This window comes from Bradyrhizobium sp. KZN70725 (genome assembly GCF_055264925.1).
This window is the reverse complement of the sequence record NZ_JBUYWT010000026.1, coordinates 14421-34746: the sequence shown is the minus strand read 5'-3', so window position 1 is coordinate 34746 and position 20326 is coordinate 14421. Positions and strand designations below refer to the sequence as shown.

Annotated in this window: 14 protein-coding genes; 7 read left to right on the top strand and 7 right to left on the bottom strand. The window is 58.1% G+C overall.

All coding sequences use genetic code 11. The features are described from left to right. Positions 1 to 86 precede the first annotated feature (86 nt). Positions 87 to 596, bottom strand: a complete 510-nt coding sequence (locus ACZBJS_RS23660; RefSeq protein WP_463439309.1) for a ParB N-terminal domain-containing protein — start codon at positions 594 to 596, stop codon at positions 87 to 89. Positions 597 to 1413: 817 nt separating this feature from the next. Next, complete coding sequence (locus tag ACZBJS_RS23655) at positions 1414 to 1986, bottom strand: GNAT family N-acetyltransferase (protein WP_463439308.1); 573 nt, start codon at positions 1984 to 1986, stop codon at positions 1414 to 1416. Between the two features lie 1717 nt (positions 1987 to 3703). Between ACZBJS_RS23655 and ACZBJS_RS23650 the strand changes: the two genes are divergently transcribed. From ACZBJS_RS23650 to ACZBJS_RS23625, 6 genes are read left to right on the top strand one after another with little or no spacing between them, the layout of a single operon-like run. After that, positions 3704 to 4474, top strand: a complete 771-nt coding sequence (locus tag ACZBJS_RS23650) for an iron-containing redox enzyme family protein (protein ID WP_463439307.1) — start codon at positions 3704 to 3706, stop codon at positions 4472 to 4474. Between the two features lie 15 nt (positions 4475 to 4489). Continuing rightward, positions 4490 to 5446: a 2-hydroxyacid dehydrogenase gene (locus tag ACZBJS_RS23645; RefSeq protein ID WP_463439306.1), complete on the top strand. Its 957-nt coding sequence runs from the start codon at positions 4490 to 4492 to the stop codon at positions 5444 to 5446. 5 nt (positions 5447 to 5451) lie between these two features. Beyond that, positions 5452 to 6066, top strand: coding sequence for a hypothetical protein (locus ACZBJS_RS23640; protein ID WP_463439305.1), 615 nt, complete (start codon positions 5452 to 5454; stop codon positions 6064 to 6066). 19 nt (positions 6067 to 6085) lie between these two features. Further along, positions 6086 to 8758, top strand: coding sequence for an SUMF1/EgtB/PvdO family nonheme iron enzyme (locus tag ACZBJS_RS23635; protein WP_463439304.1), 2673 nt, complete (start codon positions 6086 to 6088; stop codon positions 8756 to 8758). Between the two features lies 1 nt (position 8759). Then, positions 8760 to 9482 (top strand): class II aldolase/adducin family protein, encoded by a 723-nt coding sequence (locus ACZBJS_RS23630; RefSeq protein WP_463439303.1) that lies wholly within the window; start codon positions 8760 to 8762, stop codon positions 9480 to 9482. After that, a complete protein-coding gene (locus ACZBJS_RS23625) occupies positions 9479 to 10495 on the top strand; it encodes an FAD-dependent oxidoreductase (RefSeq protein WP_463439302.1) in 1017 nt (338 codons plus the stop codon). The genes ACZBJS_RS23630 and ACZBJS_RS23625 overlap by 4 nt, the downstream gene beginning before the upstream one ends. A gap of 835 nt (positions 10496 to 11330) precedes the next feature. Here ACZBJS_RS23625 and ACZBJS_RS23620 read toward each other — a convergent pair. The 5 genes from ACZBJS_RS23620 to ACZBJS_RS23600 form a co-directional block, all read right to left on the bottom strand. Then, the gene (locus tag ACZBJS_RS23620; protein WP_463439301.1) at positions 11331 to 13052 is read right to left on the bottom strand and encodes an MFS transporter; all 1722 of its coding nucleotides are present in this window, start codon (positions 13050 to 13052) and stop codon (positions 11331 to 11333) included. Positions 13053 to 13668: 616 nt separating this feature from the next. After that, a complete protein-coding gene (locus ACZBJS_RS23615) occupies positions 13669 to 14460 on the bottom strand; it encodes an ABC transporter permease (protein WP_463439300.1) in 792 nt (263 codons plus the stop codon). Further along, positions 14457 to 15347, bottom strand: coding sequence for an ABC transporter permease (locus ACZBJS_RS23610; protein ID WP_463439361.1), 891 nt, complete (start codon positions 15345 to 15347; stop codon positions 14457 to 14459). The genes ACZBJS_RS23615 and ACZBJS_RS23610 overlap by 4 nt, the downstream gene beginning before the upstream one ends. Before the next feature lies 1 nt (position 15348). Next, positions 15349 to 16470, bottom strand: a complete 1122-nt coding sequence (locus tag ACZBJS_RS23605) for an ABC transporter ATP-binding protein (RefSeq protein ID WP_463439299.1) — start codon at positions 16468 to 16470, stop codon at positions 15349 to 15351. A gap of 54 nt (positions 16471 to 16524) precedes the next feature. Then, entirely contained in the window at positions 16525 to 17625 is a 1101-nt protein-coding gene (locus tag ACZBJS_RS23600) for an ABC transporter substrate-binding protein (RefSeq protein ID WP_463439298.1), read from the bottom strand. 884 nt (positions 17626 to 18509) lie between these two features. Between ACZBJS_RS23600 and ACZBJS_RS23595 the strand changes: the two genes are divergently transcribed. Further along, the gene (locus tag ACZBJS_RS23595; protein WP_463439297.1) at positions 18510 to 18710 is read left to right on the top strand and encodes a cupin domain-containing protein; all 201 of its coding nucleotides are present in this window, start codon (positions 18510 to 18512) and stop codon (positions 18708 to 18710) included. Positions 18711 to 20326: the final 1616 nt, after the last annotated feature.

Here is a 20326-nt window from a genome sequence, read left to right as displayed (position 1 = left end):
TCCGACGCGAGTCTTGCGCGTAGGGCAGGCATCTACATATGCTTGTACGAGATCACCGCCCATTGTGAAGTTCGTGCCGGAAGCAATCAATAGCGACCACCGTCGCGCTTTTGCTGCTTGATCCATTCCGACAACGTTTTTGGTGACGATCCTCTACTACGGCGTGGTGATTTCTTTGGATTGTCACGCACAGCTTCCGCCGAGCTGGTTCGCGGCACTTCCGTTTTGCTGACAGCCCTCAAGTCGATGGCCGATGCTTCTGCGGCTTCTCTCTCGAGACGGAGCTTTCTCAATCGCGCCATCTTGTCGCGCTCGGCTTCTGTTTCCGGCCTTTCGGACAGGAGTGTCCTTTGTTGTTCTGCAGAGACCAGGATCCCGATAACGGTTGTCTCACCGAGCGCCTTGCATGCTTCGAGCCGATGCAGCCCTTCGACCAGAATGAAGCGATCTTCGTCGGGCCGAACGAGAATAGGCGCTTGTTGACCGACTTCCAGAATACTTCCAGCGATTTCCTCTACAATTGCGGGCTTAATCGTCTTCTTCCTTTTTACGGGAACGTAGATCTTCTCGATCGGGAAGCTTTCCGGTTTGGGCATAACTCCTACTCCGTTCTTCAAGGGCCCGTCGGAAGGCATGGCGGTGGCGCTGGATCTAAAGATAGAGCGCCTGCCGCAAGCCAACGCGGGTCGCCGGTATTGAGCGGTATCACAGACGGGACCAGTTTGAGCGCCACTGCGACTGGACGCAACTATCTGATGCCCGGCTGGAGAGGGGCCTCCCATTGCCTCATATTTTCAAAGATCGCGGCGCGGTCTGTATCATCATCTACGCAAAACGCCGATAACGGCCGCCGGCTCGATCGAAAATGTTCGATGCAGTCGCGGCAGCAGGACAGGCGCCATCGGTGCGGGTCAATATACTGGGCATCTTCAGCGTTACTACGCCTTGAGGAACCCTCCGACGCCGCAGATGCGATTTTAGCGCGCCGCTTGCCGCTGCCCGGTCCTCGACTGTCAGGCGTGCGCTGACTGAGCTGATTGCGGCCGCCGAGCCGCAGCCGCGATAATCACTTCATTTTTGGAGAGTAGCTGTCGCTAGCGTAGGACCTCCGCAGTTGCCCGAGAGTGGCATTACGGCAATCGGTTTGCCGGAATTCGCATTGGCATCCTTCCGGGTGGCGGTGGCACTTAGCGCTTACCCAGGATCATTGGTGAGGCTAGGGCGCTCCAGATGTCCTGCGCGGGCTGGCGGTGACAAGACACGCCGTCCTCACGAAATCGCGATTGTGCACGAGGCGTTGATCCGCTCGCGTGCGCCCCAAAGGCCGGGCCGCGATATCGAGACGAGGGGCCGAGGGCGTGCCGTTTCCAAGCGTCTAACCCGGGCGGCCCTCCACCGTTCTCGTGAAGCACGCTATGAGTGCGCTTCCAGGTTCTTGGTCATAAAAACGCGGAACGCTCCGGGTCGGTCGCAAGGGGTTCGGCCGAAGGCCTTCCATCCATTCCGAGCGTAGAAATCAGGGAAATTGACGGTGTAAAGGAAGGCCGATCGGCAGCCGCGCTGTCGGCCCTCCTCTTCAAACGTCTTCAAGATCGCGTTTCCTAAGCCCTTTCCGCGCAGTTGCCTTGGTAGAAAGAACGAGTCCAGGAACAGCAGTCCTGCCGATGAAAGTCCGATCGCACCGCCGAGAGCGCGCTTAGTCTGGGTGTCCTGTAACACCACGGCAATGGGTCGGCTGTTGCCGACGCCTGTGATGACACCCGCGTAATCCTCATTACCCCGGCATTTTCGTTCCTTATGTAACTGACTGTTGCAACAGCGTCGCAGCAACCTCGACGGATGAGGCCGCGATCCAGAAAGCGCGAGCCGATCGAACTGGCTGGCGACGCGCCAAGCCGATACATAAGGCTGTCGGCGGTACTCTCGTTGCACACTCCCTTGTTGGTCCTCGGTCGGTCCCTTCTGCGCTGGTCGCCGCGACGGCATCCCCTAGGGTAGCGATCCGGATATCCGCGCCGGGGCATCGCGTTACCGCGTTGAAGAGCCAGACGTGGGCATCAAAACTTCAGCGAAGTAAAGTATGGCAGGTTTGCTCAACAGCCCTGGCCAGCGCAGTACCTGTTGCGACCACTACCTCATCTCCGATCGCCTTCCGGCGAGGTCAAGTAATTGACGTATGACTGAAGTCTATATGGCGGGTTGCGGTTCGAAACTATCAGGGTCGATAGGGACGTTTAATTATTTGAGGAAAGCACGGTCGGGCGCCGGCGAGCCGGAGGCGGCCTACACATGAGCACTGTTCGCCTGTTGGCTCGCGGCTCAAGGCTTGTGCGTGCTGCGATTGACGCGTATGCGCCCGATTGGGCTCGCAAGGCGGTGACCGAGGCGACAGATCTGCTCTATCAACGCGGAGCGGAGAGCGCAGGCTCGACAGTTCAGGCTGATTGCGCTCGCAGCTGCGTCCGTCGCTGCGTCATCCGCGAGCTATCTTATTTTCAAGGCAGAAGAGTTTCGAGGGCGCCGTGCTGTCGCTGTCGCTGAACTGTCGGTCACCAGCCCGGCGCACGCGATCCTTTAAGTCTTGGTCCTTGCTACCAGCAGAGATCAGGCGTGGTGTCCAGAGATGATCCTCTGCTGCCGTGCCCAGCACTCCGGTGGAGCGCGAGCTTTCGGCTATAGGCCTGACCGGCACCGTTAAATCCAGAGCCGCTTGGGACAACCGCGGCCTGGTCCAATCTCTTGATCCTCCCCTGCCGCCGGAAGTTCAGGCTGCAGTTCGACAACACGGTCCCACAATCGATAAGCAGAGAACCCAGATCCAGGCCCCTTCCTGTTCTATCCTCGCCTAGACCGTCTGCCGTTCTCAATCCGGTATCATCTGGCTTTTTCGAAGCCTGCTTTTTAGCCTTTCGATAGGATTTCGGACGGCAGCTTCTTAGGCGGCAGCTACGGTTGAGCGCCCTTTACCGGCCGAAAATCGCGATAGCGGTAATGGGCGCGCTGCTCCAGCCCGGCCTTGCACGCTCAAAAGCTGGGCTGCTTGCCTCCCCGTCGAATCCTTCTCTTCGGCCCGACCCTTGATCGGATGGTCTAGCGCCGCTGGTGCCGCCAAGCCGCCCGTTCAATGCAACGCGAAGCGAAGTCGGTGAACTCTCTGGAACCCGCCTCCCGCGTTGCCTGCCCGGGGCGCAGCCATTCCGATTAACGACATTCTTAATGTGCCATCTGACGGATCGCGTTTTCGCAAGTTTTGTAGATCGATGTTGTTGGCCTTCATTCTGCGCAATGGCCCAAAATTCGCTGAATTCCTGCGCCGCTTTGCCTTTTGTCTCGCAACTTCTCACCCTCGTTCCAATTACAAGAGTTCGTTCATAGCGAGCTGCAGATGCGATGTCGAACCCGCGACCGAAACGAAAATGTACCGCGCCACGTCATCCACGAGCCATCTGCGAAAGTTTCCAAGGTAGGGTCGGTCGGCAAGGCCGGTATGGGGAAGGGATGTTGGGCTGAATAGGTCAGTAATTAATCCTGAGGGCCACGCTGCTCCTGCATGATTGATGGCGTTGGGGACATTTTGACGGCGCGAGCCACGAGCTCACAACCTGTCAGACCGGCGTGCGTCGGGTCTCGAGCAGATTGGAGTGCTGCGAAAGACGATGGGAACGCGGGTGAATACGTTCTTTGATCATGCGATGAGCTCGCGATGAAGGGCAACGCCAAAAATACTGAGGGAAATATGAATAGGGACGCTTGGCCAAAGACGACGTTTCCGGTGGAGGACTATTTCCAGCCGATTGTTCCTTGGCCCATTGCTCCATTCGTTGCTGAAGCGGAGGCGATCGAGCGGCGCGCTAGAATAGAGGCCCATCCCTTCTTCGCGTACGCAAAGGAAAATCCGGATGCGCTAGCGCTGTGGGCGAGCCAAGAGGCTGTTGTTACCAATCCGTTTTCGCAAGTTTTGCTTAGAGTGATTGCCGGGATCCCGAATGTTCATGTTCGGTCACTCCTGATGCCGGTCATCGATGGCGAACACAGCCCCGTGCGGGCCGGGATTGCAGATCGTTCTCACCCCTGGCTCATTTGGAATTTGTGTAGATCCATTGGGCTATCAAATCGACCGGTGAAAGTAACTTTGGCGGTAGCGTCTTTCATCGAGGAGTTGCAGGAAACTGAGGCTGACCCAATGCGAGCGCTTGGCGCTCTCGGTGTCGGAAATGAGCAAATGCTTCTGGCCGAGTATCGAGCGGTGGAGGCCTGCTTTGATATCGCTTTGCCATCAGCAGAGTACAAAAGCTTCCTTCATGCGAACATTGGCGAAGACGAGGCGCATACCCGTCTCATCGCTGAAGCGGCCACCGCGCTTGAAAAGCTAGGTTATGACGCGCAGCAGTATCTGGCCGGCGCAGCGCACGGCGTCAGCGCGAGGGTGCGCTACTATGACGAATTGCTGCGCGAGGCGCAGCTGAGCATTTAGCAAAGGGAAATGACTATGCCAGACAAGATCTTGGTAACCGGCACTAGCGTCCGCCAGGAATTGCTGAAGCCGCTGGTTGAAGCGGGATTTTCAATCGACAACCCGACCCATCTGCTGTCGGAAGATGAACTCGCGGCAGCGCTGGCCGACAAGGCGGGATATCTCTTGGGCGGAGATGAGTTTGCATCAGCAAAGGCACTTCAAGCCGCAAAGAAACTCAAGATCATCGCCTTCCTCGGGATGGGGTATCAATCGTTTATCGATGCCGATGCGGCTGAGGGGCGTGGGATCGCAGTCACCAACACGCCCGGCACTCTGAGCAATGCCGTTGCCGAATTTACGATCGGTCTGCTATTGAACTCGACTCGCCGCATCCACCAATATGCGCTCGCGTATTCTGAGGGGAAGTCCGGGAAGGAAGCAAAACAAAGAGATTTGGCTAATCTGCATGTCGGTATCGTTGGTATCGGCGGTATTGGCACCCGTATTGCCGAAATTCTGAGGTGGGGCATTAATTGTTCCGTCTCATACTTTTCGAGAACGCGAAAACCAGCCGAAGAGGCGCGCCTTGGGTTGACCTACCGGTCGCTTGACGAGCTCTCGGAGAGTGTCGACGTCCTGATTGTCATGACGCCGGGCAATGCCGAAACGCGAGGTTTGATCGGGCGGAAGCAGTTTGACAAGTTCAAGCCCGGGCTCATTCTGATCAACAGCGCGCGTGCCGAGATTGTTGACCCGACGGCCTTGTTGGACGCCCTCTCGTCAGGAAAGCTCGGTTATGCAGCGTTCGATGGGTTCTACGAGCAGGCCGAGATCGCCGATGCAGCCAAGCTGCACATACCGACACGGCTGATGATAACAGGCCATATTGCGTCGCTCACGAACGATGCGCGAGATGCAATGGCCAATCGGGCGGTGGCATCAATCATCAACATGATCAAATTCGGCAAGGACCCTTATCGAGTCCGGTGACCGAAATGCGCCATCGTAAACTGCGCCGCAGCACGACCGACCAGATTGTTTTCGCGGCACTTTGGGTCGCGGTTCTGCTGCTGCTATTCTCATGTTTGATGCTCGGCACTCTCAATTATTGGGGGATTCGGCTCGGGGCAGTTGACTATCAGAAATTCGGCTCCTGGGGACAGGTCATCTCCGGTAGCGCCACGTTTCTCGGCGTCATGACCGCGTTGGCTTCACTCCTATGGCAGCTTGGGAAGAACCGGAAGGAACAGGAGCAGAAATCAATTGATGAACAAACTGCGGTTTATTGCTGGCTTACGTCGCAGGTAGTGAAAGAAGAGGTCACGGATGTGGTGAGGGGCCGCCAATGGGATCTCGAAATTCAAAACCTGACAAAGGCGCCAATCTACGTTTGGCGGGTCGAAGTTGAAGGCCGGCCGTTGCTGGATACGCAAAGGCCAATTTTGCCCAACCAAAACACATTCAATGTGCCGCTATTGGACGATCGGGAGCCGAACCAGGTTCCAGAACCTGTTCTGTATTTTATGTCTCGGGAAGGCGGTTATTGGAAGCGTTGTGCGACCGGGAGTCTGACGGCGCTGAGCGAATTTCCGCGTATGCGGGATTCGTAGAAGACATTGCGAGGAACAGATGGACGGCCCGAGAAGGGAGCGAACCCCTGAAGAGAAAGTGGTCAGGGTAGCGCAAACACCGAATCCTAGTCGAAGATCAGTTGCCGACGGCGAAGCGCGGTATTTGGCTGCGGCGATTGCGAAGCTGGATAGCCTGGAGTACGGAGATCCGGGCGAATTCGTGTTCGATCGGTCTGCTCGAGCTGCTGCCCGGCGCAGCAATCTCCGCGAACTATGGGTGCCGCCGACGTTCAGAACAGCGGACGAACGAAGTGTCGAGCGGGATATAAATGCTCTCTGGACGACCCCAGAGCAATGTGCGGTCGTGATTGGCCATCCGGGATACGGAAAATCGACCCTTGCTCGTTTTCTGACCACCCGATTTGCCGAAGAATTTTTAGCAAGCAAGCTGAACCGCTTTGCGTTGTATGTGCCGCTTGCGTCTTTGAAGCTAAAAGACAGGACCAACCAGCGGGCCATCGTGGAGTGCGCGCTGCGAGCCGTTGATCTGGTGCTAGAGGAGGGGGCGCTACTCGAGCTCGAAAAATCCCTGAAGACCGCCACGTTGATCTTCGACGGCCTGGACGAGCTCCCAATGACCCATGGAGCCGGCGAGCAGATCCCAACTCGGATTCAAGCTGCCGCTTTGATACGAAGCGTCAACATCCCAAACAACGAAAGCTTCCGTACAGGTCCCCTCAGCACAATTGTGACCAGTCGCGTCTTCGACTGGTACGAGGACGATCGAACCAAGATAAGGCCGGCGGCCCTGTTTGAGATCTCTAATTTTTCGCCGGAACAGGCACGGGAAGCAGTGGCTCGCTGGCACGATGTTGCGATTCGACTGCGCGCAGAAGAAGGCCTTGATACGGCAGACCTGCAGAAGCGCAAGCTTGATATTGCCAGCGCAATTGCGACGAACTCTGAGCTCGGTGCTGTTTGTTTGACGCCGTTGATGCTCAATATCTTGCAAACGATCTATTCGGACGAGAGCCGGGATACCCCGTCCTCAGTCAGTCAGTTGTGCCTGAGAGCTGTTGACCGGCTGTTCTTAAAGAAGCATCTGTTCGGGGACCAAAAACGTCTCGTCACCGATCATGGCAGCTGGATTCTAGACGCGTTGGCGGAAGCCGCCTTCACGGCTCAAGAACGGCTCGTACAGGGTGGGGCAAAGATCCTCAATGACGAGGATCTTCGGCTCGTCTCAAAAAATACATGCCCCTTCTCCGAGGCGACGCCCTTCGAAACCCGAGAGAACCTTATCACGAGCATTGCGGCTCACATTCGGCGTGGCCACGGAATCCTGCCTCTGCTGCGGCGAAATGAATACGACTTTGCGCACAATGTCTTTCGCGAGGTGCTGGCCGGCTATGCGTTGGCGAAGCGGCCGGTCACCCAACGACGCGGTTACGCGTTGCTCGAGAAGTGGCATCCGCCGATACGGTATTGGGCCGGACTGCGGGCGGCGAGCGAAGAAGGAAAGAACGAAATAAACGCTTTCGTTGGTGAGTTGAGAGGAGGACCTGGAAGCCGCACGATCGAAGCTGCTCTGGCCCGAGCTGAAATGCTCAGCGAAGTCGTATCCGTCACGCATGGTCAGAGGCTAATGCGGGACCTCAAACAGAGGATCCTGGCGAGCCAATCCGAGCTGCTCAAGTGGCTGAGCAGGCGTTCGCTGCAGTTCTCGAAGAGGATGCGCGTGGGCGATCTTCTGGGCACGTTGGGTGACCCGAGGCTCGAGGCCGAGTTCAGTTCGAGGCTATTCTGGGTAGAGGCCGGACCCAGACAGATTGGGCGATCGACCAACCATATCACGAGAATAACGAAATATTCGAGCGTTCCTGCCTCACCCCCGATCAAGGGCGTGCTGAGCCGCTTTGCGTTGTCGGCGTTTTTAGTGACCAACGCCGAGTACAAGCAGTTCCTGGATGACGGAGGCTACAAGCAGCGGGAGCACTGGCAGAGTGCCGAGGGATGGGCGTGGGCAATCGGCGATGATGACGTACGCAATGCCGTCTTGAACCGCGCTCGGGACGTCGCACCGACACACCTCACGAGTGAAGTGCTTGGGCAGCGCCTGATTGCCGAAGACTTCCCGGATCAATGCGAACGAATGATCAAGCGATCTACCCCGATGTACTGGTCCGCCCCTTCACATAACGGGCCCAATCAACCTGTTGTCGGGGTGAACTGGTGGGAGGCGCTGGCTTATGCAAGCTGGATCGATGCCCGGCTTCGCAAGGAGGGAGGATTGGACAAAGGTCAACAAGTGCGCCTGCCAATCGAAGCCGAGTGGGAGAGTGTCGCCCGGCAACTGAGTGGAGACAAACCCTATCCCTGGACCGAGGGACTTCCTTACGAGAACGCTCATTTGCGGGCGGCAGAAAGTGCCGAGGAGGCGAGAGCCCTTCGGCCCTGCGCAGTAGGGCTATTTCCGTTCAATTCGGATAGTCTTCATGATATCGTCGGCAACGTCTGGGAATGGACGCTTTCAAGAGCAAAGCCATACAGTGAAGAGGCGTTCCTACAGAAAGCAGACGTCTGTGGCCTGGATGATCGGGTTGCGCGCGGGTCCTCGTGGCTATCGTCCGAGACCGAAGCGGCAGAAATAACGTTTAGAAGCTTTGATCCCCCATACAACGCATATGAAGATCTCGGAATAAGACTTTGCGTCTCCGAGCGAGGGGAGTGATATGCATCTCGTCCACGCGAAGATGACGGATGCATGGCGGATACTTGGAGAGCTGAATTACGTCGACACAATATTCAACCACATTTCGACCGCATGGATCGACGGCCGAGGACGCATCTTTGTTTCCATGAATCCCGATGGTGTTCTTGCTGTTGAAGTAAGACCATCGGACTGGATCACAGTTCCTCTCGACGAGGCTGACAAGCTGATTCCAGAAAAACTGGGAGTGAATGCCGATGGATACAAGCTTCACCGGATGATCCATAAGGTCCGAGCGCGACCCGGTAGCGCGATACATACGCATTCCGAAAATGCATTAGCTGTTGGTACAAGCCCCGCGGGACTACTTCCAGTCTCGCAGACCGCTATCGAATTCATCCCTGAAACGATCTGTATCGACTATCAAGGACTGTTCCGTGAAGCAGAGGTTGACCCCGCGCTCATGCGACTGTTCGAGACAGAAGGAGTTGTGCTACTGCGCAACCATGGGCTCCTCGTTGTGGCCCCGAACATCGAGGAAGCGGTCTATTTGCAGCATTATGTGGAAGTTGCATGTAAAGTGCAGATTCTTGCTCTCTCGCAGGGAGGGTCTCCTTTGATACCTGCGGATCATGTTGTGACACAGACAGCAACGGAGTTGCGCAGAAATCGTGCCGTGGCCGCGGAAAAATTGTTCAAGGCGTTTCAGCGCGTGCTCTTGAAAAATAGGAGCGCTCACCGATGACAAAGTCGATCTGCGTCGTGGGCGCTGGTGTCATAGGTCTTACCACTGCAATCGTGCTGGCCAGCCGGTATGACGTTCGGATTATCGCTGACAAGTTCGGGACCGATACTGATTCGGTCAAAGCCACGGCTGTGTGGCACGTGTATCTTGTTCCCGAAACCGCAGAGGTACTTGAGTGGTCTTCGGTGACGCTGCAACGGTTGCTTGATATCTCCCGTCTTTATCCAGAATCCGGCGTCGAAATCATTCGTGGCGTTGAGCTCTTTAGAACTCAGCCGAGGCATGTGCCGAGCTGGTCCCATATTCCGCCCGAGTTTGCATTTTTAACGGAGGATGAGCTGCGGAGATTTAATGAGCCGGAAGACGGGCTCTATGGCCGCATTAGCTCAGTCTCGAATGCTCCGGTGAAATGGGGGTACCGATTGAAGGCGCCGGCGGCGAAAATGTCGGCTTATCTGAACTGGCTAGTCGAGCAGGCCGAGAAGCGGAACGTGCAGTTCGAGCGACAACACGTGGACCGCCTGGCTGAGCTCAGCTGCCAACACGATATCGTCGTAAACTGCACCGGATTGGGGGCTGCAAGCCTCGTCAACGACGAAGCGTTCGAACCGTACAAAGGGCAATATTTTGTGGTTGCATCCAATGACGGCTCGCCCACGGAGTATGTTGGAGACGACGATCATCCAGCTGGGATGGCTTACGTGATACCCAGGGGTGGTGAGGTTATGATTGGCGGTAGTGCGGAGGCTGGCCTGAATGACCTTGTCGAAACGATCAAGTGGTCCGACGTAGTGGCCCGCGCTGGCCGCTACGTCCCTTGGGTTCGGGAAAGTGCAAGCAAAGGGCCCCGACAGCTCGTCGTCGGGGTGCGGCCAGTGCGGCCGTCTGGCATCCGGCTTGAACGAGAGGTGTTAGAGACGGGTACATGCGTCGTTCATAATTACGGGCATGGCGGATCCGGATTTAGTCTCTCTTGGGGATGCGCAACCGCTGTGTCGGCCCTTATCGGATGACCAATTCTTATTTTGAACGCGAATAAGGACGACTTCCGGATGCGTGAAGCTCGGCGGTCGCTCAGATCTTGACGTAATGAGGGTATCGGTGGGGCCGGTCGCTATCCATCCGACACGTCCGACGGAATGCGGATCATCGCTGCCATGGCCCAGCCCAATGTCGCGATTGTAGCCTTAAGCCTTAAGTGACGCGGCGTCGACAGCGCCGGTGATGTGCATCGCCCCGTCCCGAAGCTCTCGATTGCGCGTTGCTGCGCGCCGACTGAAGCAGTATTGCCGCCGAGGCCGGACTAGTCTCTCTCGTAGGAGACCATTTGACCATTTGTCGCCGGGTGACAATCCTTCGGCACAGTTGGAGCGACCGTCGCTGTCGGAGTGGAAGCGACCGCGAAAGCCCGGATCGCCACGCCGTTTCCCGGCGCCGCGTCTGGGTTGCTCCCGAGCTTCCCATTCTCGGACCTGGACCGGCACGGACCTGCTCCTGCGACGGAGGTTGCTCGATCGGACGCTATCCTCATCCGCATCCATAGAGGTGGGATCTGATGATCTGATTGCCGTCCCCTTCAGCTCACGGGAGCGGCGATCGACTCCACGGAAGACGTTTACCCTGGGACCACTCAATTGAAACCGCTCGAATTCGGCTAATGCAGGATTATCTGTGTGCGTCGCTTAGTGCATACCGCTAGAGTGCGCAATCCTCGCGTGCTGCTCCCGTGGAGCATTCCACTTCGGCAATGAGGTCCACATCAGCGACTCAAGCTCTCGCTGCTGGCCCGTACGATCGAACGGTCGTCGACAATGTCATCTTCACTCGCGCGCAGCGCAAATGTCTCGTCTAGTCAGTTACTTCAGGCGCCTTGGGCTTCCGACGAAAACCTGCTACGCCGATGCCGGCAGTCACCGGACAGATGTGCCCGGTGCCGCGGTCGGGCGCTTCATCGACCCAGCGTACCGATCCAAATGGACGCTCCAGCATGCGGCGGACCCGCATGAGCTCTGGGCCGATGTGGAAAGCACCCGCCTGGCGATCAAGTGCGCGTTCCGCTTGAGTCGAGCGGTTGCGCTGGCGCAAATAATCGAGCCACGTCGGGCAGTGATAGCGCTCGGTCCAAAGTTCGGGATCGGAGATATCACGAGCAATCGACCAGCCATACGCGCCGGTGCGTTGGCGGAAAAGCTGAATGTCCAGCATGATATTATAGAATGCGCGGGCATTCTCCTGCCTTACCCGATATTCGATCTCCACGACCACTGGGCCGCTGCGACCGGTGAGCGCTAGCTGTACTTCCGGATCGGCGAGCATTTCGGCGTCTTGGCGATCGCCCCCAGTTCGCGGCATGGGCAACCAGAGCCCAAGCAGCGGGGAAAGGAGCATGAGCGCGGAAGAGACGAGCAGCGCAATCTCAACCCCGACAGCATCGGTGAGGCAGCCCCAACCCCAACCGCCAATGGCGATGCCGCCGGCGAACGCAGCATAAAACGCCGCAAGCGAACGACCCGCTACCCAGCGCGGCGCGGAGAGCTGAATGCCGATGTTGAAGAGCGTCACGCACATCGTCCAAACTGCGCCGACCAAAACCAGTGCGAACGTGGTTAGAAGCGGGTCACGGCTCAGTGCTACTGCCGCTACTGCGCCGCCCATTGACAATGTGCAGGCGCGCACAGCGGCCTCGCCGGTCATGCGCTTGCGCATCTCGCCAATACCGAGCGCACCGACAATAGCGCCGACACCAAACGCGCCAAGCATAACACCATAAGTCTGCGCACCACCTCGCAAGAGATCACGCGCGACTAGCGGCATGAGGGCGGAAATGGAACCGCCGATAACCCCAGTCAGTATGGTACGGGTCAGCACGATCTTGATTGACGGTGAATTTGTGATGTAGCGCACGCCCGAAACAATGGCGCGGGTCAGCTGCTCTGGCGGTAGGCGCGATGGCTGTGGCACACGCTTCCATAGGAACAGCGCTACCACTAGTGGCAGGTATAGGAAGGCGCTGATTGCGAAGGCCGCAAGCGAACCGGCGCTCGCAACCACAATGCCACCGATCGCTGGCCCGAAGCTGCGCGCGATGTTGTAGCTGATACTGTTAAGGGTAATTGCGGCGGGCAGTGCCTCGGCCGGCACCTGCTCACTGACAGAGGATTGCCAGGCTGGCGCCCTTAATGCCATGCCGCTACCGATTAGAAAGCAAGACAAGAGCAAAAGGTTTGGAGTCGCGAGACCAGCCCAGTCGAACATTGCCAGCGCGATTGCGCCGCAAAGCTCAATCCAGAGGGCACCCAAAGCAACAAGACGGCGGTCGTGCATGTCGGCAATGGCGCCGGCCGGTATCGAAATCAACATCACCGGCAGCATAAGCGCGGTCTGCACGAGCGCGACCTTGTCGGCCGACGACGTCATTTGCGTCATCGACCAAGCCGCACCCACTCCTTGAATCAAGATCCCGAGATTTGACAATAGGCTGGCCAGCCAAACTCGGCGAAAAGTAACATAGCGCAAGGGCGCCGCAATGTCATCGGGGCGACATGCCTGCGGTTTGGGCGAATCATTCATGGCGGCTACTGCTTCGCTGACGATGTTTCATCCTGAGGCGCATTAATAATAGTCCGATCGGGAAGTGCCCACCCGGGAAAGCGCCTTCCTGCTTCTGCTTATTGGGGGGCTTGTGCGAAAAGCGACATGACGTCCGCAATTGTCACGAAGTATCCTTGCAATTTTCACGACAATCTTACGAGTGCTTGCATAATCCCGTAAAACAGCCGCCGCGCTGCTCTGATATGAGATGTCACGGCGACAAAAATCGCGGCGGGATCGGAGAACGTCGGAAATGAGGGCATCACTTGAGGGTCTTCGACATCGAAGTTGCCATCGCTCAATCTCTTCCCAATGCGTCGGACGTAAATGGGAATAGAACCGCGACGGCATCGTGCCATGTCGTGCGGCACTTCGTCGAAGCCGTGACGCGTTCGTGCCTACAATAGGCGCCTTTGACAAGGGCCGCATCCATATTCTGACGCAGCGGAGTTTGTTTATTGGAGGAGGCGGAGCCAACTGAAAGGACACGTTCAACTGTCCCGAGCTTTTATTGAAAAGAACGATCTGGTCTTGAGGGGAAGATAGGTATTGCGAGACTGACCGCGTGCGTGGCTAGGATTGAGAGCGATGGGTTTTACCCAGATCTCTTGCGCAAGAAGTGCGCAGTGAGCAGCAGCAACGCCGCCAGGACGACCGTGAGCGTCGATACGGCGGCGATTGTGGGATTGATCTCGAAGCGTATGTCGTCCCACATGCGCCGCGGTAAGGTGATGGCGCCGGATCCCGACAGGAACATCGCGACGACCACCTCGTCGAAGGAGGTGATGAATGCAAACAATGCGCCGGCAAGCACGCCTGGCCGGATTAGCGGGAAGGTCACTTGCCAAAACGTGCCGCTAGGCGTGGCACCCAAGCTGAGCGCCGCTTGTTCGAGCCTGGGATCGATGCCGGCGAGGCTGGCGCTAACACTGGTCACAACGAAGGGCACGGCAAGGCACGTGTGCGCCAGGACTATTCCTATCGGCGAGCCGATTAATCCAAAGCGAGCGTACGCGTAGTAGACCCCGATTGCGACGATGATCACCGGCACGATCATAGGCGAAAGGATCAGCGCGATCGCTGCCACGCGCAAAAGCCGCGGCAGGCGGACAATGCCAATTGCCGCAAGCGTTCCGAGGATGGTGGAAAACGCAACAACGACTCCCGCCACCCAGACGCTGAGCCAGGTCGATTCCAGCCAGTTCGCGCTGCCGAAATAGGCCCTGTACCACCTCAAACTTAAGCCGGGCGGCGGAAATGTGAGATACGGCGCCGAGGAGAAGGACTCGATGAAGACCACGATGATCGGGAAGGAGAGGAATAGCAGGATCAAGCCCACGATGGTCGTTGGCAGCAGGCGGGCCGCCAGAAGTCGCACAACGCTCATCGCAGGTTCATCCGATAGGCCTCGCCAACACCTGGCAGGCACCGGGCTAGCGCGATCAGCGCGAGCGCGCTCGCCAGCAACACGGCGGCAAGTGCCGCCGCATAGCCCCATTTCAACTGGTCGACCTGCTGCGCGATCAGCATCGAGAGCGTGACGTCGCGCGCGTCGCCCACGAGGGCGGGCGTGATGTAGAATCCGAGCGCCAGCACGAACACCAACAGCAGGCCGGCCATCACGCCGGGCATCGACAGCGGCAGGGTGATCTGGCGGAAGGTGCCCAAGGGCGAGGCGCCCAGTCCTGAGGCGGCGCGCGCCAGCGATGGGTCGATCTGCCGCAGCGCGTTGGCGATCGGCAGGACCATGTAGGGCAGCAGGATGTGGCTCATGGCGATTTCGGTCGCGAGCGTCGTGTTCAGCAGCCGGATCGGTTCCTCAATGAGCCCGAGCGCCACCAGCGCCTCGTTGATCAGGCCATGGCGGCCGAGCAGCACCATCCATGCATAGCTGCGCACGAGCACGGAAGTCCAGAACGGCAGCATGATGCAGATCAGGATGAGGGGTGCTGTCGAGCGTGCGCGCGCCAGTGCGAGCGCGACAGGATAGCCCAGCAACAGCGTTGCGGACGTGACGATCACCGATGTGCTGAGCGTATTCCAGAAGGTCTTGAGGAACACTGTATCAGCGGGCAGCGAAGCGTAGTGATTCAACGACCACGTGGGATCGTTGATGCTGCGCATCAACATCGTCACGACCGGAACGGCGTAGAACGCCAGCATAAAGAGCAAGAGCGGTACCGTGAGAAGCAGGGACACACTCTGTCGGAGTGCATGGTTTCTGCCACGCCTTACCGCCTGCGGGGGCTGAACCATGATCGAGTGATGCGCCATCTTAGACAAGGATAGTGTCCGCTACCGACCAGGCGATTTCGACGCGCTCGCCGACAGACCGTCGGAGGACCGAAGCGCTGGTAGCTTCCTTGAGCACGATCGAGGTCCCGTCATCGGCTTGCAGCAGATATCGACAGCGCTCGCCGGCAAACACGGCCTCGATCACGGTGACGCTCATTCGGTTGACTGCGGATTCTGTAAGCCTGTCGGAAAAACGCAGGCGCTCGGGCCGCGTCGTCAGGGTGACCTTTGTACCGCTCGCCGGCCGCGCCGGGGAGTAGGCCCGCAGCGGCACCCCTGCACACTCGGCCACCACGACATCGTTCTCGACGCCCCGCACGATGGCTGGCATGAAATTGGACTCGCCGATGAAGCCCGCGACGAAGCGACTGCAAGGGCGGTTGTAGAGGTCCTCCGGTCGGCCGATCTGCGCCACCTTTCCCTCGTTCATGACGGCGATGCGATCCGACATGGTCAGCGCTTCTTCCTGGTCATGCGTGACGTAGATAAAGGTGATGCGCAGGTCGGCGTGCAGCCGCCTCATCTCCAGCTGCAGATTCTCGCGCAGCTGTTTGTCGAGCGCGCCGAGGGGCTCGTCCATCAAGAGTAGCCGTGGCTTGAAGACGATGGCGCGTGCTACCGCCACGCGCTGTTGCTGCCCGCCGGACAGCTGCCGTGGATACCGTGCCCCATAGCCCGGAAGGCGGACAAGCTCCAGAGCCTCGCCGACCAGCCTTTCCCGCTCCGCCTTCGGCACGCCGCGCTGCTTCAGCGGAAAACCAATATTTTCGGTCACAGTCAGGTGCGGAAAGAGGGCGTAGTTTTGGAACACCATCCCGATGTTGCGGCGATAAGGTGGCTCGGAGACCACAGATACCCCATCGATCGAGATGTCGCCCGAACTCGGAACCTCAAAGCCCGCGATCATCATAAGCGTCGAGGTCTTACCGGAGCCGCTGGGGCCCAGCAGGGTGAGGAATTCACTCGAGCAGATATCGAGTGAGACGCCGGCGACGGCCGCGAGGCCTGCGTAGTTCTTCTCCAGATGGGTGAGAGACACCCGAGCGCCGCGGCTACAACTATCCGCCTGCGGCGAAGTCACAAGGCTTGATGCTTGTTTCATAGATTGCGGTATTCCCAGGAGTGCCCGCTGCACTCGGATCGACAGAAGGATGCGCTAGCCTAGCAGCCACTTGGCGAACTTGGCGTTGGCCGCGGCTTGGTTCTCGAGCCACCAGTCGTAGTTGTAGGACACCAGCTGCTTCTCGATCTCGGGGGCGCTCGGCAGCAGCCTTAGTTGCTCGGGCGGGATATACTCGTTGGCGCCCGTATTGACCGGCCCATAGGGGGCTGCCATTGAGAAACGCGCCTGTGGGATCGCCATAGTCGAATAGGCGATGAATTTCATGGCGTTGGCCTTGTTCTTGGCCCCCTTGGGGATGCCCCAGGCATCGCGCTTGGCGATCGCCTGATTCCAACAGACGCCGATCGGCAAGCCTTGCTGCTGCAGTGGTATCGTGCGGCCGTTGAAGGCCGTGGTCATGACGACTTCGCGGTCAGTCAGCATCTGCCCGGGTGCAGCGCCTGTGGTGTACCACTTGGCTACACTATCCTTGATCTTTTCGTAGCTGGCCAGCGCCTTGTCGACGTCGAGAGGATAGAGCTTGTCGGGCGGCACGCCCGCCGCGAGCAACGCGATCTCCATCTCCGGAGCGCCAGGGCCGATGCCCCACATGGCGCGGGGGCCGGGGAACTTGCGGGTGTCCCAGAAATCGGCCCAGTTCGCGGGCGTGGTGGCTTTGAATGCATCGGTACGGTAGCCCAGTACGATGCACCAAACCGTCATGTCCAGCCCATATTCGAAGCGGAATTCCTTGCCCACGCCATCGTCGATCAGCGAATAGTCGACCTTCTCGAAATAGTCGCCGGTCTTCATCAGGTTCATAATCGTGCCGCGACCCGCCTGCACCAGGTCCCATTCGACATTGCCGGTATCAACCATCGCCTTGACCTTGGCCCCATCGGCGTCGGTGACGTCGTGCACCTTGATGCTGGTCGCTTTCTCGAAAGGCTCGAAGTAGGCTCTCCGCTGCGCCTCCTGACCGATACCGCCGTAGCCTGCGATGCGCACTTCGCCTGAGCCCTTCAGGATGTCGGGAATCTTTTGATCGGGCAAAGCCGCTTGCGCGCCCGCTGGCCGCATGACGAAGGGTGCCGCAACTGAGGCACTGATCAGGCCAAGCGCGCGCCGGCGGTCGATAGAGATTGGGTTAACCACGAAAGTCTCCCTCACCGTGTAAATGCAGCCGCGGCTTCGGTCGATTCGCCGAGTATTGGGCTCAGTCTGAAGCTGCGACGAAAATTGGAAGTGACCTTGCGATCAGATTCGATCGCCCAATGAACGCCTCTCGCTCTTCCGTCGTAACGGATCCTTCCTTTCCGCTCACCACTCAGAATTGGCTGGTTGGGTACCCGTTGCACGGGCATCGTAAGGACCACTTGCGCAGAAATTCGACTAAAGGTGCGCGAGGATCGAGGAGATTCTTCGAAATGTCGGACTGGGCGCGGTTTTTGGCGGTTAGATTCAGAATTTCCCGCTTGAGCTCACGTCCAGTATCAAACCGCTTGCCAAGGCCGGGCGCGAGAGAGCCAGGTTGAAGGTGCGCCATTGCTTCATCCCGATGGCAAGTACGAACGCCCTTCTGCCGCAAGAAGAGGGGGCGCGGCGTCAGGAGCCGTCGTATTTGAGCTTGGTGCCCTCGGATAAATTGATCGTCTTGGTGTCCGGGCATTCGCCGATCCGGGCGCGCAAAATTGCGTGCTATCGAGACGAAGATTTCACTCGTCGGATGGCGCCCCCGAGGCTCGCGCCAGCCCCGTTTCGACGCACGCGGCCGGCGATCAGGTCGCACCTGCCCTTCCTGTCAAGTCCCGGGCGAGTAGAATATCTGCGAGGCCACGTTGAATATGAGTTAAATGCGGCTCTTGCATCCCGGTAACATTCACTTCTCAATCAATCAGCGGGGATGCTATGATCTTTCCTGAGATCATCACTCGGCTGCCTGAAGCCGATATTTCCTTTCCTACTTCAGTCGTGAGGTCCTCCGCCCTCCAGTCTGAGAATGGGCAGCTAGTCTCTTCGATATCGTCCAGGCATTGGAGGTGCCGGCGCATAGTCATAAAGCGCAGTGGGGAGCCGTGCTTTGTGGACAGATCGAATTGACAATCAATGGCCGGACGCAGACCTACCAACCCGGAGAGCAGTACTACATTCCATCTGGTGCCGTGCACAGTGCCCGGATTCCCGAAGGCACGAAGATCATCGAGTTCTTCGAGGAAGTGAACAGATTCAAGCTCAAGTGAGGGGGCCGCTCGAGCCCGTTAACGTCCCGCCAGCTCGATTATGAAAGCGAGCTGTGGCGGCAAAATCGCGAGCGGCCACGTTCGATGCAGCGCGGTCTGCATCCACGCCCGATCCATCGCACAATCCCAAAGCGGCTGCCGCCTTCTACGCTCACATGCCCTATGCCAGCGCCCTCACCGGTCAAGGATTTGCGCTAGCCGATAGGCAAGACGGAAACTCGTCCTATCAACGACCTCGCCCATTCTTGGAGGTCGCCAGCTTAGCGGTGATCGCATTCCCGCGCTCAGACTCGGCTTTGAAGCTGACCAGCCCACGATCGTTTCTTGGGCTCCCCCCAGATGGCCCAATGCAAGGCGATCTTCGGGCCTACGGGAAGGTGGCCAGGATCAACATCACTGAAGACGAGTACACCGGCGAGATGTCGAAGATTCGCGCCATGGTCGTTTTTACTGGAGCGTGATGACGAATCATCGCTCTCGTCCATTGAATTCTCCCATCGGGGCCTCATCGAAAGATCGACCTGGAAGAAGCCGCGCCTTGACAATTCAAGTTGCTCGGGCCGACAGCTTCGACTGCGGGGGGCCATCTCAAGTCTTTGCGACAATGAATGCCTACGACAAGGACAAGCCGCCGGACGGTTCGAAATCAGCAACACGGACGCGATGGCTTTCTTGGCTCCAGCGATCATGCCCTGCCTTCCGACCGTGGGGCCATGTAGCCGGGTCGATCATGGTCGATCCAATTTTCAAGTTTGAGAGGGGCGCCGAGCTGCGCCGGCTGGTCGAGCGGTGGTCGTCCCGGTTCCATTCGGCGTTAGTCTGGCGTCTTGGAGCGCCCCCAAAGGAAGGCGAGCAGGCGGCCACCTGGCTGGAAGTGGGGTCGCTTGCGGTGAGTGTACGGCCTGAGCTTGTGAATTTTCTTCGTTGATGCGAGATTGGGCATCAGGTAGGTCCTGCATCGTTCGGATCGATTCATGACCGCGCCACAAAACAATTACCGAGCAATCGACGCCCGCTTGCAGTAGCTCCATCGCTGTGTTGCGCCTGAGCATGAATGGCGATACCCGCTTAGACACCAGTGACGGACATCTCTCGCCGCCGGCACGCCATGTCTTACCACAAGCGACTTGGCGCTGCCGTCGCTAATCCGACCACGGTGCACATTGGCGAGCAGCGATTTGCGCCGTGGTGCGCCCGTTCCTTGAGGGGGCCCTGGAAGGGGCATCCTCTCTCGTGCCTTGCCCGCGTACATCAGTAAAAGGAGGGCTGAATGAAAGAGACGACGAATTTTTCCAAATGGCCGCAGAATTTCGAAGCCGATCGTAATAACAATATGGAAATTCGGCTTTAGGTATTCGGTATTCTCTGCGCCAGAGATAAAAATAATCCGAAACGCAAATCCGACCATGTTGTCGTCGTGGCTCTTAGTGGATCTTTGCGCGAAAGGCTTAAGTCGATCCGACGCTTCTCGAATGAAAGGGAAGATCAGCACCAAGGAAACGGATGAACTGTGTCGATGACAGCACAACAGGATGCTTGCACGTGCATGGTCACGCGCACGAAGCCTTAGTCTCATCTGCGCTAGCGGTTTCTGCGGGCTCGTGTTCACTATACAA